Source organism: Spirosoma sp. SC4-14 (assembly GCF_037201965.1).
GTDB lineage: Bacteria > Bacteroidota > Bacteroidia > Cytophagales > Spirosomataceae > Spirosoma.
This window is the reverse complement of the sequence record NZ_CP147518.1, coordinates 4765661-4778862: the sequence shown is the minus strand read 5'-3', so window position 1 is coordinate 4778862 and position 13202 is coordinate 4765661. Positions and strand designations below refer to the sequence as shown.

General features: G+C 51.4%; 10 protein-coding genes. 7 read left to right on the top strand and 3 right to left on the bottom strand.

What is annotated here, in order from left to right:
* Positions 1 to 117: 117 nt before the first annotated feature.
* Positions 118 to 312: a hypothetical protein gene (locus WBJ53_RS19410; protein WP_338869155.1), complete on the bottom strand. Its 195-nt coding sequence runs from the start codon at positions 310 to 312 to the stop codon at positions 118 to 120.
* On the opposite strand from WBJ53_RS19410, the gene WBJ53_RS19405 reads away from it, so the two are divergent.
* The 3 genes from WBJ53_RS19405 to WBJ53_RS19395 all read left to right on the top strand — a co-directional run bounded on the left by WBJ53_RS19405 (position 306) and on the right by WBJ53_RS19395 (position 2513).
* The gene (locus WBJ53_RS19405) at positions 306 to 830 is read left to right on the top strand and encodes a Gfo/Idh/MocA family oxidoreductase (protein ID WP_338869153.1); all 525 of its coding nucleotides are present in this window, start codon (positions 306 to 308) and stop codon (positions 828 to 830) included. The two genes, WBJ53_RS19410 and WBJ53_RS19405, sit on opposite strands and share 7 nt — an antisense overlap.
* Before the next feature lie 148 nt (positions 831 to 978).
* On the top strand, positions 979 to 1527 hold the full coding sequence (locus tag WBJ53_RS19400) for a TetR/AcrR family transcriptional regulator (RefSeq protein WP_338869151.1): 549 nt from the start codon (positions 979 to 981) through the stop codon (positions 1525 to 1527).
* A 122-nt stretch (positions 1528 to 1649) separates the two neighbouring features.
* Positions 1650 to 2513 (top strand): SDR family oxidoreductase, encoded by an 864-nt coding sequence (locus WBJ53_RS19395; RefSeq protein ID WP_338869149.1) that lies wholly within the window; start codon positions 1650 to 1652, stop codon positions 2511 to 2513.
* A 1-nt stretch (position 2514) separates the two neighbouring features.
* On the opposite strand, the gene WBJ53_RS19390 is transcribed toward WBJ53_RS19395, so the two are convergent.
* Together WBJ53_RS19390 and WBJ53_RS19385 are read right to left on the bottom strand one after the other, a co-directional pair.
* Positions 2515 to 3315 carry an IclR family transcriptional regulator gene (locus tag WBJ53_RS19390; RefSeq protein WP_338869147.1) on the bottom strand — a complete coding sequence of 267 codons (801 nt, stop codon included), beginning with the start codon at positions 3313 to 3315 and terminating at the stop codon, positions 2515 to 2517.
* 36 nt (positions 3316 to 3351) lie between these two features.
* Positions 3352 to 4122 (bottom strand): SDR family oxidoreductase, encoded by a 771-nt coding sequence (locus WBJ53_RS19385; RefSeq protein ID WP_338869145.1) that lies wholly within the window; start codon positions 4120 to 4122, stop codon positions 3352 to 3354.
* A 280-nt stretch (positions 4123 to 4402) separates the two neighbouring features.
* On the opposite strand from WBJ53_RS19385, the gene WBJ53_RS19380 reads away from it, so the two are divergent.
* From WBJ53_RS19380 to WBJ53_RS19365, 4 genes are all read left to right on the top strand, one after another.
* Positions 4403 to 7501 (top strand): TonB-dependent receptor, encoded by a 3099-nt coding sequence (locus WBJ53_RS19380; RefSeq protein ID WP_338869143.1) that lies wholly within the window; start codon positions 4403 to 4405, stop codon positions 7499 to 7501.
* A 27-nt stretch (positions 7502 to 7528) separates the two neighbouring features.
* Positions 7529 to 8974, top strand: a complete 1446-nt coding sequence (locus WBJ53_RS19375) for a RagB/SusD family nutrient uptake outer membrane protein (RefSeq protein ID WP_338869141.1) — start codon at positions 7529 to 7531, stop codon at positions 8972 to 8974.
* A gap of 49 nt (positions 8975 to 9023) precedes the next feature.
* Complete coding sequence (locus WBJ53_RS19370) at positions 9024 to 11675, top strand: glycosyl hydrolase-related protein (protein ID WP_338869139.1); 2652 nt, start codon at positions 9024 to 9026, stop codon at positions 11673 to 11675.
* A gap of 86 nt (positions 11676 to 11761) precedes the next feature.
* A complete protein-coding gene (locus WBJ53_RS19365; RefSeq protein ID WP_338869137.1) occupies positions 11762 to 13183 on the top strand; it encodes a hypothetical protein in 1422 nt (473 codons plus the stop codon).
* The last annotated feature ends 19 nt before the right edge of the window (positions 13184 to 13202 follow it).

Here is a 13202-nt window from a genome sequence, read left to right as displayed (position 1 = left end):
CCCTATCAATGGCAAAAAGGCGCCTTGCAACAAGGTTGTTGTGGCCGTAATGGGCGTCAGCAACCAAGGCGCTTATCATGCAAAGTCGTTTTCCAAACTGCCGAACGTGGAGGTGACTTATATCTGTGCGATGTAGAAGAAAAAGCCATCAAAAACGGCCTGGATGCGGTTAAAGACGCCAGCCGTCGGCCCGCAATCATCAGGGACATTCGCGAATTGGTGATTAAAAAAGACTTCGATGCGCTGCTCATTGCCGCCCCCGATTACTGGCACGCGCCAGCGGCTCTGATGGGTGTTGCCAACGTATGTCAAGTGGGCGGTATGTCTTTAGGGATGACTGGCAGACGCCCGATACGCAGGTCGCTACGTTCGAGTTCGACAACGGGAAAGCCATCACCTGGGAAGGGCGCAGTTGCAGTTCATACCCCATCGACGGCAGTGGACGGGGCTTTATCATTTACGGCGACAAGGGTACGCTGGTCAACAAAGGTGGGGGCGATTACCAGATTTTTGATGACAAAAATAAACTGGTGAAGGAGATCAAGCCGAGTACCAAACTCGACCCCAACAACACGGTCAGCGCAACCGGTGATCTGGAACTGACGCACTTCACCAACTTCGTAGAAACTATCCGGGAGAATACAAAACTAACGGCACCGATTGACGAAGGACACAAAAGCGTGCTGCTCTGCCACCTGGCCAACATCGCCCAACGTACCGGCACAACCCTGCACTGTGACACGACGAACGGGCATATCAAAGACAATAAAGCCGCTACGCAACTCTGGAAGCGGGAGTACGAAAAAGGCTGGGAAATGAGAGTTTCGTAAATTTTTCTGACAGGATTAACCGAATTTACAGGATTGATTCGGTTAATCCTGTCAGAAAAATACGTTCGCAAAGTGAATAAAAATTCATTTAAAATTTGCAAGTGAATTTTTATTCACTTTACTTTGCCTCGTCAATACGCCAATCGATATGCGCACTAAAGACGAAGCAAAAGAAAAGATCATACTCGATACGGCTCTGCGGCTCATTATGCAGACCGGGCTATCGGGGCTCAAAATGTCGGACCTGGCCAGGGAGGCCGGTGTGGCTACGGGTACGGTGTACGTCTATTTCGATGATAAGCCTGCCCTGATTCAGCGGCTCTATGCCTATCTGCTTCGCAAAAGCCTCAGCGACCTCAACGCAGGGATTGCAGCTACTGATCCACTACGGGTTAAAATTCAGAAAATCACCCGTAACTATCTGGATGACAATTTAAAATATCCTGAGTATACCGCTTTTTTTGAGCAATATTTTCGTTCCCCATACTTTGCAGAAACGGAGGCCATACGCGCCGAAGAAGCCAGCGTTATGCAACCCATTTATGATCTGGTGGTAGAAGGTCAGCAGCAAATGATCATTAAAGAAGCCAACCCGGATTTGCTGGTCACGCTGGTTTGTGGTATGCTTAATGAACTGGCTAAACAGGCTCTGTTTTCGCAGCAACCCATCCCATCAGCAAAAGCGACTGGGAGTTAACCTTCTCTGTTATCTGGGACGGTGTCAAACGATAATTATTTGTAGAGACGGCGTAGCATGTCGTCTTAATTTTTAACTTTTAATTGAATATTTTTTCACTATAGATCGTTTATCAGATCATCATGAATAAGACAACCAAAACCGTTTTTATTACCGGCAGTTCGTCGGGCATTGGCAAAGCTACCGCGCTTTATTTTGCTCAGCAGGGCTGGAACGTAGCCGCTACCATGCGGACACCTGCCAAAGAAACCGAACTTGGCAAACTCCCCAACGTTAAACTATTTCGGCTGGATGTGCTGGATATGGACAGCATCCGGCAGGCACTCGCTGATGCCCGCACGGCTTTCGGGGGAATCGACGTACTGGTCAATAATGCGGGTTATGGGGCTGTGGGCGTATTTGAAGCGGCCAGCCCGGAACAGGTGCAACGCCAGTTCGACACCAACGTATTTGGCGTGATGAACGTAATCCGCGAAATTCTGCCGTACTTCCGGGAGAAACGTAACGGCCCCGACAGCGGGCCCTGCATCATTAACGTAACGTCGATGGGCGGACTCATTACGTTCCCAATCTACAGCATTTATCACGGCACGAAATGGGCCGTTGAAGGCTTCACCGAAGCGTTGTCGTTTGAGTTGCGGCCGTTCAACATCCGCGTGAAAAACATTGAACCCGGTGCCATCAAGACCGATTTCTACGACCGCTCGCAGGATTTGCTCCAAAAAGATGGGTTGACTGCTTACGATGAGTATGTGCGCGTTACGCTCGCCAACTCCCAAAAAGCGGGTGCCGATGCACCGGGCCCGGAGGTGGTGGCCGAGAAAATTTTCGTAGCCGCCAACGACCGCTCGTTCCGGCTTCGGTACCCGGTGGGTGGTCAATCGCCCTTGCTGCTGGCTATCCGGCGGATCATACCACTGAGTTGGTTCCACGGGATCGTCAGGAGTGTCGTCGAAAAAGGATTCAAACCAACGGTTGCAGCCTGAGTCAGGCATCCAGCCGTTCATTAATAACCTGTGCTGCCTGCTGAAGGGCCAGCACAATTTCTTTCTGTCGGGAGGCTGAACAGCGAATTTCGGGCAGAAAAACACTCAGACTGGCTACAACGAGCCCACTTTTCCGAATGGGTACCGCCAGGCCGAGAATATGGGCTTTAGAGTGCGTAATGGCCAGCGAATGAGTACGGATTTTAGCTAGGGCCGTATCCAGATCAGCAGGCGTTGCGGCTTCGGGCCAGGTTTCCTCAGACGGTAAGCCATTACTTTGCAGAAAGCTATCCCGTTCTTTATCCGACATAAAGGCCAGCAGCAAACGGCCCGTAGCGGTTTCATACACGTTACGTTCGGAACGACTGCGCACCTGTAAGTCCTGATCACTATTGACCAGATGAACGATGAACCGTTTCTGATTTCGGATAATCCCTAAAATCGACGTTTCATTTAGCTCGGCTGTCAATTTCTCCATCTCCTCTTTAGCCGCCAGTACCAGATTCTGGCTGTAGGAGAGGTTATTGGTCAGGTTGTAGGCCATTGGCCCCAGCCGATACCCTTTTTTTCGACCTAAATGCTCCAGATAATTCTTGGCGACCAGCGTCTGTAAAATATTGACGCAGGTCGCCTGATTCATCTGCAGGGCTTCGGCAATTTCCGTAAGCGAGTAGGCTCTTCCCGGATCGCGGGCCACCCATTCCAAAATATCAAACGCTTTAACGATGACTAAAACCATGATTTTTAAAGAGCGAAATCGGACCGCCGAAGCGGAGTGAATGAGCGAAAGAGTGAATGCCATCCGGTAGGTGTGGAGTGTCAGCCATTCGCTCTTTAGTTACCGTCCCATCCAGCCGCCATCGACGGTCAGGATTGTGCCGTGGACGTAGCGGGAGGCCTCCGATGCCAGAAATAAGGTTGGGCCTTTAAAATCGTCGGGCTCACCCCAGCGCCCGGCCGGAATTCGGGACAAGATGCTTTTGCTACGTTCGGCATCTTCCCGAAGGGCTTCCGTGTTATCCGTGGCAATATAGCCCGGCGCAATCGCATTTACGTTAACTCCCTTAGCCGCCCATTCATTGGCGAAGGCTTTGATCAGGCTACCAATCGCCCCTTTGCTGGCGGCATAACCCGGTACGGTTATACCTCCCTGAAAGGTAAGCAACGAGGCTGTAAAAATGATTTTTCCTGAGCCACGCGCCACCATGTCGCGGCCAATTTCGCGGGTCAGAATAAACGGTGCATTCAGGTTGGTGTCGATTACTTCATCCCAGTATTCGTCGGGGTGTTCGGCGGCTGGTTTACGCAGAATCGTACCGGCATTATTGACCAGAATATCAACGACGGGGACGTCGCGCTTCAGATTTTCCAGAAACGAATACAAGGCTGCCCGGTCGCTCAAATTGCATTGATACGCCCTGAACGAACGGCCCAATGCTGTTACCTCTTTCTCGACCGCACTTCCTTCTATTTCCAGCGAAGCCGATACGCCTACAATGTCCGCTCCTGCTTCGGCTAACGCTACGGCCATCGCCCGGCCAATGCCCCGTTTGCATCCGGTTACGAGCGCGGTTTTGCCCGACAGGTCAAATTGTTGTAAAAAGCCCATAATTCATCATTGTGATAGTAAGTGCAAGTTTAATTCATATATGCCAAAGTATAAAATGCATTTCATTCATCAAAAAGCGATTTTTGTACTTTTTTTATAAAGAACCCTTATTTGAATATGTTTTTAAATACTGATTTATAATTTTTCAAATCATTAGTTTGCTAAAAATAATCCTATAAAAAATAAATAAGTGAAAAAATTTGGTGATTGTTTAATTTGACGATAGTATTGTAATGATAAATTAATATTTATCATTGATAAATTAAATATGAAAGCCCTTATGAATAACCTCTCTCTTTACCATTACCGGGCCGGGCTACTGGGGTTAGCCTTGCTCTTAACCCTGGGTCAGCTTCTGGCTCAAACGTCCTCGCTGGTTACGGGCCGGGTAACCGATGAAGGTGGGCAGCCACTCCCCGGCGTAACTGTCTTGGTCAAGAATAGCAGTAACGGTACGACCACTAATGGCGAAGGTATTTATCGGCTGTCGGTACCTACAGGTAATGCTACGTTAGTAATCTCCTATGTGGGGTATTTAAGTCAGGAAGTTGCGGTTAATTCGCGATCGACCATTGATGTGCAGTTAGCACCGGGCGACAAAACCCTCAGTGAGGTGGTCGTGGTAGGGTATGGTACGCAACAGAAGAAGGATTTGACGGGAGCCATTGCCACCGTCGGCGCCCGAGACATTCAGAAAGTACCTGTTTCGGGTTTCGATCAGGCACTAAAGGGCCAGGTGGCTGGCTTGCAGATTACCAATACGTCGGGTGCTCCGGGAGGAAACACCAGCGTCCTGATTCGGGGAATTAGCTCCATTACGGGTGGGAATGAGCCGCTCTACGTCATTGATGGATTCCCGGTCAACAATGCTGGATTTGGGAACCCATTGAATACCATCAATCCGGGGGATATCGAGTCGATTGACGTACTGAAAGATGCGTCGGCTACGGCTATTTATGGCTCCCGTGGCTCCAACGGGGTCATTATTATTACCACCAAGCAAGGGAAATCGGGAAAGGCAAAGATTGAGGTGAACGCCTATATGGGTTTCCAGCAGGTGACCAAAAAGATCGAGATGATGAACGCGCAGGAGTATGCGTCCTGGGTGACCGAAGCCCGCAACGCGTCTTACCTCGACAACGTAGTGGGGGCCAATATCAATGATCCCAATAGTAAACGCGCCAGCTCGTACCAGATTCCGGCTATTTTTCAGGACCCATCCAAGTTAACTACGACCGACTGGCAGGACGCTATTTTCCGGACAGCACCCATCCAAAATTACCAGATTTCGGCTTCGGGTGGAACAGACAATTTCCGGTATGCCCTGTCGGGTAGTTATTTCAATCAGCAGGGGATCATTATCAGTTCGGGACTACAACGGTACACCTTCCGGGCAAATCTGGAAGGCAAGCTCTCCGATAAAGTGAGCATAGGAGTAAACCTCACGCCCAGCTATACCGATCAGAACGACGTAAATGCCGAAGGGCACTACGGGGCACTGGGAATATTGAGTGCCGCTCAATCCATGCCGCCTTTTGTACCGGTATACAATGCCGATGGCTCCTACAGTTCCTATATTGTCGTTACCGAAGGCCAGCCTTCCATTGCGAATCCAGTTCAGATTGCCAACGAATATAAAATTCACCCCTCTCAATTCCGGATTCTGGGGAATGCCTTTGCCACGTATTCCATCCTGAAAGATCTCAAACTTCGCGTTACGTTTGGTACCGACATCAACCAGTTCAAGCGACGGAACTGGACGCCCAATACGATCAACCCAAGTAACCCGTCGACAGCCGAAGCGCGGAATGGCGAGGATAATAGCTGGCTGAATGAAAACACGCTCAATTATAAACGGCAGTTCAACGACCACAGCATCGACGCGATCATTGGCTACACGGCCCAGCGTTCCTACAGCAATCTAACCATCGCCACCGCCGGTAACTTCCCGGATAATCTGATTCCCAATATTAACGGGGGGACCGTAACGAGTGGTAGCGAGAGTACTCAGATTTATACCTTACAGTCGTTTCTGGCCCGTGTCAACTATGGGTATAAGGACAAATACCTCATTACGGCTACGCTACGCCGGGATGGATCGTCGCGCTTTGGGGCCAACAACCGCTGGGGAACGTTCCCGTCGGCATCGGTGGGCTGGCGGGTTTCGGAAGAAGGGTTTATGAAAGGCCAGAGTGTTGTCAGTGATCTGAAGCTCCGGGCCAGCTATGGCCTGACCGGAAACAATGCCATTGGCAACTACCGGGCTATTGGGCAACTGAGCGGTGCCAATTACGTCATTGGCGATGTGCTGACACCCGGCCTGGGTCGTTCGTCGTTTACGAACCCCGAACTGGGTTGGGAGTCGACTACACAGGTCGATGTTGGGCTTGATTTCTCGCTGTTGAACAGCCGACTTTCCTTCACCGCCGATTATTACCGAAAAGTCAATTCCAATATGCTGTTCACCATTCAGACCCCCGCCGTAACGGGCCTGACCAGTGCCGTGGTCAATCTGGGTAAGGTAGAAAATAAAGGCGTTGAACTGAGCCTGAGTTCCCGAAATCTGGTGGGTGCGTTCAAGTGGAATACCAATATGAACATCACCTTCAACCGCAACAAAGTACTGCAGATGAGTACCGATGCTGAACGTATCCTGAGTGCGTCCGGTGGTCGGCCTGCTTATGCGGTTACGCAGGCGGGTTATCCCATCGGCAGTTTCTTCGGGCGTCGGTTTCTGGGTATTTTCCGAACCGAGGAAGAAGCGAAAGCCTACACCGTTCAGCCAAATGCCCACGCGGGTGATGTAAAGTGGAAAGACATCGATGGCAACGGAGTCATCAACGACAATGACAAGGAAGTAATTGGCAGCCCCTATCCCAAATACTACTTCGGCTTTAATAACACCTTCACCTACAAAGGTTTTTCGCTGGATATTATGACCAGTGGTCAGGTGGGTCAGCAGGTGTATAACAACTCCTTCTACCTCAACAATTCGGGCGTGCAGAACAACGCCCAGTACGTCTATGATAACCGCTGGGTTTCGCCCGATCAGCCCGGTAATGGGCTGTTTGGCCGGGCCATTCGTGGGGGCAAAAACGACAATACGCAGTACAGTTCCGTGTATCTGTTCGATGCTTCATTCTGGCGTATCCGGAACGTAACACTGGCCTATGCGTTGCCCAACACGCTTGTCAATCGGCTGGGATTGGGGGGCGTACGGGTCTATGCCACGGCCACCAACCTGTACACGTTTACCAGCTATTTCGGCTACGACCCCGAAACCAACATCAGCGGGGACAGCTTCACCTCGTTCGGGCTTGACTTCGGTGCCTATCCACAGGCGCGAACCGTTACGTTTGGTGTTAATCTTTCCTTCTGATCTACTGACTCATAACGCCATATTTATATGAAAACCAGTCTTTTTGCCCTCATCCTGTCGGCTTGCCTGTTGGGTGCCTGCCAGGACGTTTCGCTCGACCAGGTTCCACAGACGGAACGGAGTGAAGCCAATTTCTACAAAACCAACGCGGACTTCTACAATGCCATTGTCGGCGTATATGGTGCACTCAAACTACCAGGTATTATTGATAAAGGAAGTGGCTCATACCTCTATATGACCGAACTCTCTACCGACAATACCGATACGGGTCAGGCCAGGGGCGGTACTGCTACAGAACTCTATTATTTTGAGGATTTTAACTTTGCGCTCTCCAGCACGACGATTTCCAACGCCTGGACCAGCCATTATGCCGGTATTGCCCGAACAAACTCCATCCTCGACCGCTTACCGACGGTGAACATTCCGCAGGCTTCGAAAGATCGGTTCGAAGGAGAGGCCAAATTCATGCGGGCGTTGTTTTACTTTAACCTGGTGCGCTTCTTTGGCGATGTTCAGTTAGCAACGCATGAGATCACATCACCCTATGGGGCTAATAGCCTACCCCGTTCCCCCACTGCCGATGTATATGCGCTGATCATCAGCGATTTAAAGACGGCCGAGACAAAATTACCCACGACTATCCCTGCTTCTGAAGCTGGCCGGGCGTCGGTCTGGGCGGCCAAGTCCCTGCTGGGAAAAGTCTACCTGACACTGAAGCAGTACGACAATGCTGCTGCGAAGCTGAAAGAAGTAATTGATGGCAATGCCTTCAGCCTGATGCCGAAATACGCGGATATTTTTCCGGCTACTACGTCCTTCGTCAATAACAAGGAGTACATTTTCGCTGTGCAGTATAAATCGGGTCAGGTTGGTCAGGGCAGCGACCTGTGGTCGAACTGGGCTGCGGTGAATGCAAGTGTTGCATTGCTGGGTGCAGGTGGTGGAACGGGGGGCGGCTTCAACCGGCCCACCGCCGATATGGACGCGGCCTATGAACCCGGCGATTTGCGGAAAGATGCCTCCATGCTTAATTCCTACAAAGCAGCGAATGGTACAACGGTAAATGAACGGTACGTAGTAAAATTCCGTCAACAGGGGGCACTGAATGCCGATTCGGACGTCGACTTTCCGTTGCTCCGTTACGCCGATGTGTTGCTGATGTACGGCGAAACCCTAAATGAACTGGGCCGCACTTCAGAAGGGCTTACCTACCTCAATCAGATTCGGAAGCGGGCTGGACTGGCCGATAAAACCGGACTATCGCAGGCAGATTTCCGGCTGGCGATGGAACAGGAACGCCGGGTCGAACTAGCCTTTGAAGGCCACCGCTGGTTCGATCTCGTTCGTACGGGTCGATTCATACCCGTTATGACCGCCAAGGGCTATAAGGTGAAAGATTTCAATCAGCTCTACCTGATCCCACAACGGGAAATCGATCTGAACAAAGCAATCACCCAAAATACAGGCTACTAATGGCTCAAACAGGCTCTGGCTGTTTGAGCCTTCCTCCACCGATTTTTATATGAAACGAGCATCGTATCTTCTGTTTTCGGCTTATCTGTTTCTTGGGTTAACTCTATCAGCTCAGCCCATCAAACGGCTGTATCTGGCCAATGATGACCATACCGATTACATGTGGACGGGCAATGAGGCTCAGTACGATACGGTTTTCGTCAGAATGATCGATTATTACCTGAATCAGATCGATTCGACGCAGAATAACCCGGATGATTTTCAGGCTCGTTTCAATCTGGATGGGAGTTACTGGATCAAAACGTATCAGAAATTCCGCAGTCCGGCTCAGGTTGAACGGCTGATTAGCCGCATCCGAACGGGGCACATCAGCAGCCCCCTCACAGGCCTGGTCAGTACGTATGGTGGGCAACCCACCGAGGCCGTACTGCGCGGCATGTACTACGCGGGTCAGCTCGAACGGCAATGGGATTTACGGTTTCGGCTGGCCGTCTGCATGGAAAACCAGACCCTGCCGCTCGGCCTGAGTTCGCTTTGGGCCGGGTCGGGGGCAAAGTATAGCTGGCGGGGTGTCTGTGGCTGTGCCAGTCGGATATCCAATGCCAGCCTGGCCCACCGCCGGAACCAGTTGTATCGGTACATGGGGCAGGATGGCCGTTCGGTGACGATGAAATGGTACAACCGGCCCATCTACAACGGTCGTACGCTGGGCGGCTATGCCGAAACCCGGCGCGAAAAAGATCCCAAAGACATTGTGGGCGACATGGGTAAAGTGGTGGAGGATATGACGGTGATGTGTGATACGACTTCAACAAAATCGGCCTATCCGTTCAACGTAGCGGGTGCGTTTGGTTACGGCTGGGATGACCTCAGTACGTATGTGTCGCCCCCGTTTATCAGCGCGGCCCAACGCTACTCAACTCCGTTGCGTAAAGTCCGGGTGTCGAACGAAGAAGATTTTTTTGCCGACATAGACCGCACGTACCCCAAACTGCCCGCTGAATCGGTGAGCTACGGCAACGAATGGGATGTGTACCCGGTGTCGATGAACGAAACCACCGCCCACATCCGGCGAGCCACCGAGAAACTGCGGTCGGCCGAAGCGCTATCGACACTGGTATCCCTTAAAGACAGCACCTTTGCCCGTGATCTAAAAGCCGCCCGAGATCTGGCCTGGGAAGCCTACGGGCTGTACTGGGAACACGACTGGACTGCCGACGGGCCCGTTTCCAAACGGGATCGGGCGAATTGGCAAACCAAACTGCACCATCGGATTGTTGGGTACGTCGATACGCTGTTCAATCGGGCATCGCTGGCCATGGGGCAGCAGCTTAAGATGGCTACATCCGGCACGGCTGCCCCACGCTTCTACGTATTCAATCCGTTGAACTGGTCGCGTACTGACGTAGCCGACCTCGACTATTCGGGAACGGAAGCCGTTCGGGTAATCGACCTGCAAACAAAGCGCGAGGTCGTGAGCCAGCGAATTCAGAAAGGCGGCAAGCCGTTCGTGCGAATCTGGGCCGAAAATATTCCGTCGGTGGGCTACAAAATGTATGAAATTCAGAAAGGAACGCCAGCCAGCCAACCCGATGCCGCTCAGGTAAACGGGGAGTTTATCCAGAATGAGTACTACCGAATCCGGCTGAAAAAATCGGGCGTTATCAGTGAACTCTACGACCGGAAAGCCAATCGGCAACTGGTGAAGACGCCAAACGTCGGGTCTCCGGGCGAACGATGGTTTAATGACATAGGCACAAACGATGCCAACGCCGGGAACGCGCTCGTCGTAGAGAACAAAGGCCCCGTTTCGGTAACGCTTAAAGCCGTTTCCAATGATCCCATTGCCCACACGGTTCGGGTAACGCTGTTCCGAAATAGCCGTAGTGGAATGCCGCCCCGCATTGACATTGAAGACAGCCTGCAAGCCAACTTCGACGACGTAAAGACCTGGGCGTTTTCGTTGAATCTGACAAACCCGACGACCAATCACGAAGAGTTGGGGGCCATTCTGACGGCTAAAAAGGAAACGCGAGGAGGGCATTACGCCAGCCAGAATGCCCGCTACGACTGGCAAACGTTCAACCATTTTGCTGACATCGGCGAGCCAAATTTTGGCCTTACCATCTCGAATCAGGATTGTAGTTTTTTCAAACTGGGAAAAAGTACTCCCGATTCACTTTGGGAAACGTCGGCACAGTTTAACGCGCTGGCGGGTGGGCAGGTCGATACGTATGGGTCGGGTAAAAAGGACACCTTACGGCTGGGTATTTACAACCAGAACGGAGTGACGAAGTTTCGCTACCATTTTGCCCTGACAACCCGCACAGCAGCTTTCGACGCCCTGACAGCCATGAAATTCGCCCTTGAAGATCAGAATCCGCTCGTAACCGGAGCCGTAACCGGTACGCAGGCAACGTATCCCGAAACGACGTTTTCGTTATTAAAATCTGATGCGCCGGGCTTGTTGATCTGGACCTTGAAACCCAGTGAAGAAGGCATCAATAACGGGTTGATTGCCCGATTCTGGAATCTGAATAAAACCGATGCCACCCCCACACTGAATTGGTCATTGCCGATTCGTCGGGCCTGGCAAACAACGCATATCGAAACGAATGAACAAAGCCTGAATCCCGCTAAAAATAGCTTGAAAACGAATTTCAACGCCCGGCAGATCAATACGTATCGGCTACAGTTTTAGGAAAATGTCTGGGCCAAGCCAGAGCTTGGCCCAGACATGGAAGCTGCCGGTCTTTTTTGTAAAGCCATTAAAAAAACAGACAAATCATGCGTATCGGATTACTTGTTGTTGCTGGTTTTCTTTTCATCCAGACAGGGTTCGCCCAGCCGAACGTAGCTCTATCTCAACTCGACTGGAAAGTGGTTGGGAAGTTGAAAACCCGCGACGCCAAAGCCATCAAATCCAGCACCTGGAGCATTGGCGGGGAAACCCTCGACCGGGATTATACCGATTACCAATCCTACAAGACGTATCTCGGGCCGTTGGGTGCCAAACGAATTCGGCTACAGGGCGGCTGGAGCAAGTGCGAAAAGGTAAAAGGACAGTACGATTTCGCCTGGCTCGATGCCGTTATTCCCGATGCGGCTTCGCGCGGTGTAGCTCCGTGGGTGGAACTGTCGTACGGCAACCCAATTTATGAAGGTGGGGGCGAAGCCAAGCTGGCGGGCCATATTCCGACCTCGCCCCAAGCCCTGACCGCCTGGGACAACTGGGTACGTGCCATCGTGACGCGCTACAAAAATCAGGTGCCGGAATGGGAAATCTGGAACGAGCCTGACCTCAACCCAGCGCATACAGGTACGGAAATTGGCCAGTTTTACGTCCGCACGGCCCGGCTGGTAAAGTCGATTCAGCCCAACGCCCGGCTCATTGCGCTGGGTATGGCGAGCGTGACGAAGCTAGGCTTTGTGAAGGACTTCTACGACGAACTGAAAAAGGAAAACGCACTGGATCTAGTCGATATTATGACGTATCATGGCTACGCTCACAACCCCGATTCATCCTATCCGAACATCGAAAAAATGCGGCAACTGGTATGGACCTACAATGCAAACGTCGTGTTTATGCAGGGCGAAAATGGGGCACCCTCTACACCGAAAGCTGTAACGATTGGTGCTTTGCGTGATCAGGACTGGAGCGAATTAACGCAGGCCAAATGGGACCTGCGCCGGATGTTGGGCGACCATGGACGCGGTATAGCTACGAATCTGTTCACGATCAGTGATATACACTACACTGCTGGCGATCATATGGTGGGGGTGAATACAAAAGGATTGCTACAAACCAATCCCGATAAAACTATCAAGCGACCCAAACTGGCTTACCAGGCGGCCCAGCATGTTTTCTCGCTCTTCGACGACCAGGTTGAACTGCTGCCATCGATTAAACCAGCGGTCAGCCAGGAAACCGTAATGGCCTTTGTTTACCGGCGAAGGAAAGAGAATGGCAGTCTGATAACGCTCTGGAATGGCGAAGCCCGACCCGCTGAGGAATATATACCCAAACCAACTACGGTAACTGTAAAAGGTCAGTTTACCCAGCCGGTTTTCGTGGATTTGATAACCGGTCACGTCTATGAAATTCCGAAAAAACAGTACCAAAAATCAGGTGATTCATGGACGTTTACGGAGATTCCCGTACCTGATTACCCGGTGATGATCGCCGAGAAATCGAGTATAAACTTCTGAAAAAGAGATTGTAGTTTCC

Excerpts from the sequence above, each read along its gene's own strand:
- WBJ53_RS19370 (WP_338869139.1), top strand. The coding sequence starts at position 9,024 with ATGAAACGAGCATCGTATCTTCTGTTTTCGGCTTATCTGTTTCTTGGG.
- WBJ53_RS19400 (WP_338869151.1), top strand. The coding sequence starts at position 979 with ATGCGCACTAAAGACGAAGCAAAAGAAAAGATCATACTCGATACGGCT.
- WBJ53_RS19380 (WP_338869143.1), top strand. The coding sequence starts at position 4,403 with ATGAATAACCTCTCTCTTTACCATTACCGGGCCGGGCTACTGGGGTTA.
- WBJ53_RS19405 (WP_338869153.1), top strand. The coding sequence starts at position 306 with ATGTCAAGTGGGCGGTATGTCTTTAGGGATGACTGGCAGACGCCCGAT.
- WBJ53_RS19375 (WP_338869141.1), top strand. The coding sequence starts at position 7,529 with ATGAAAACCAGTCTTTTTGCCCTCATCCTGTCGGCTTGCCTGTTGGGT.
- WBJ53_RS19390 (WP_338869147.1), bottom strand. The coding sequence starts at position 3,315 with ATGGCATTCACTCTTTCGCTCATTCACTCCGCTTCGGCGGTCCGATTT.
- WBJ53_RS19365 (WP_338869137.1), top strand. The coding sequence starts at position 11,762 with ATGCGTATCGGATTACTTGTTGTTGCTGGTTTTCTTTTCATCCAGACA.
- WBJ53_RS19395 (WP_338869149.1), top strand. The coding sequence starts at position 1,650 with ATGAATAAGACAACCAAAACCGTTTTTATTACCGGCAGTTCGTCGGGC.
- WBJ53_RS19385 (WP_338869145.1), bottom strand. The coding sequence starts at position 4,122 with ATGGGCTTTTTACAACAATTTGACCTGTCGGGCAAAACCGCGCTCGTA.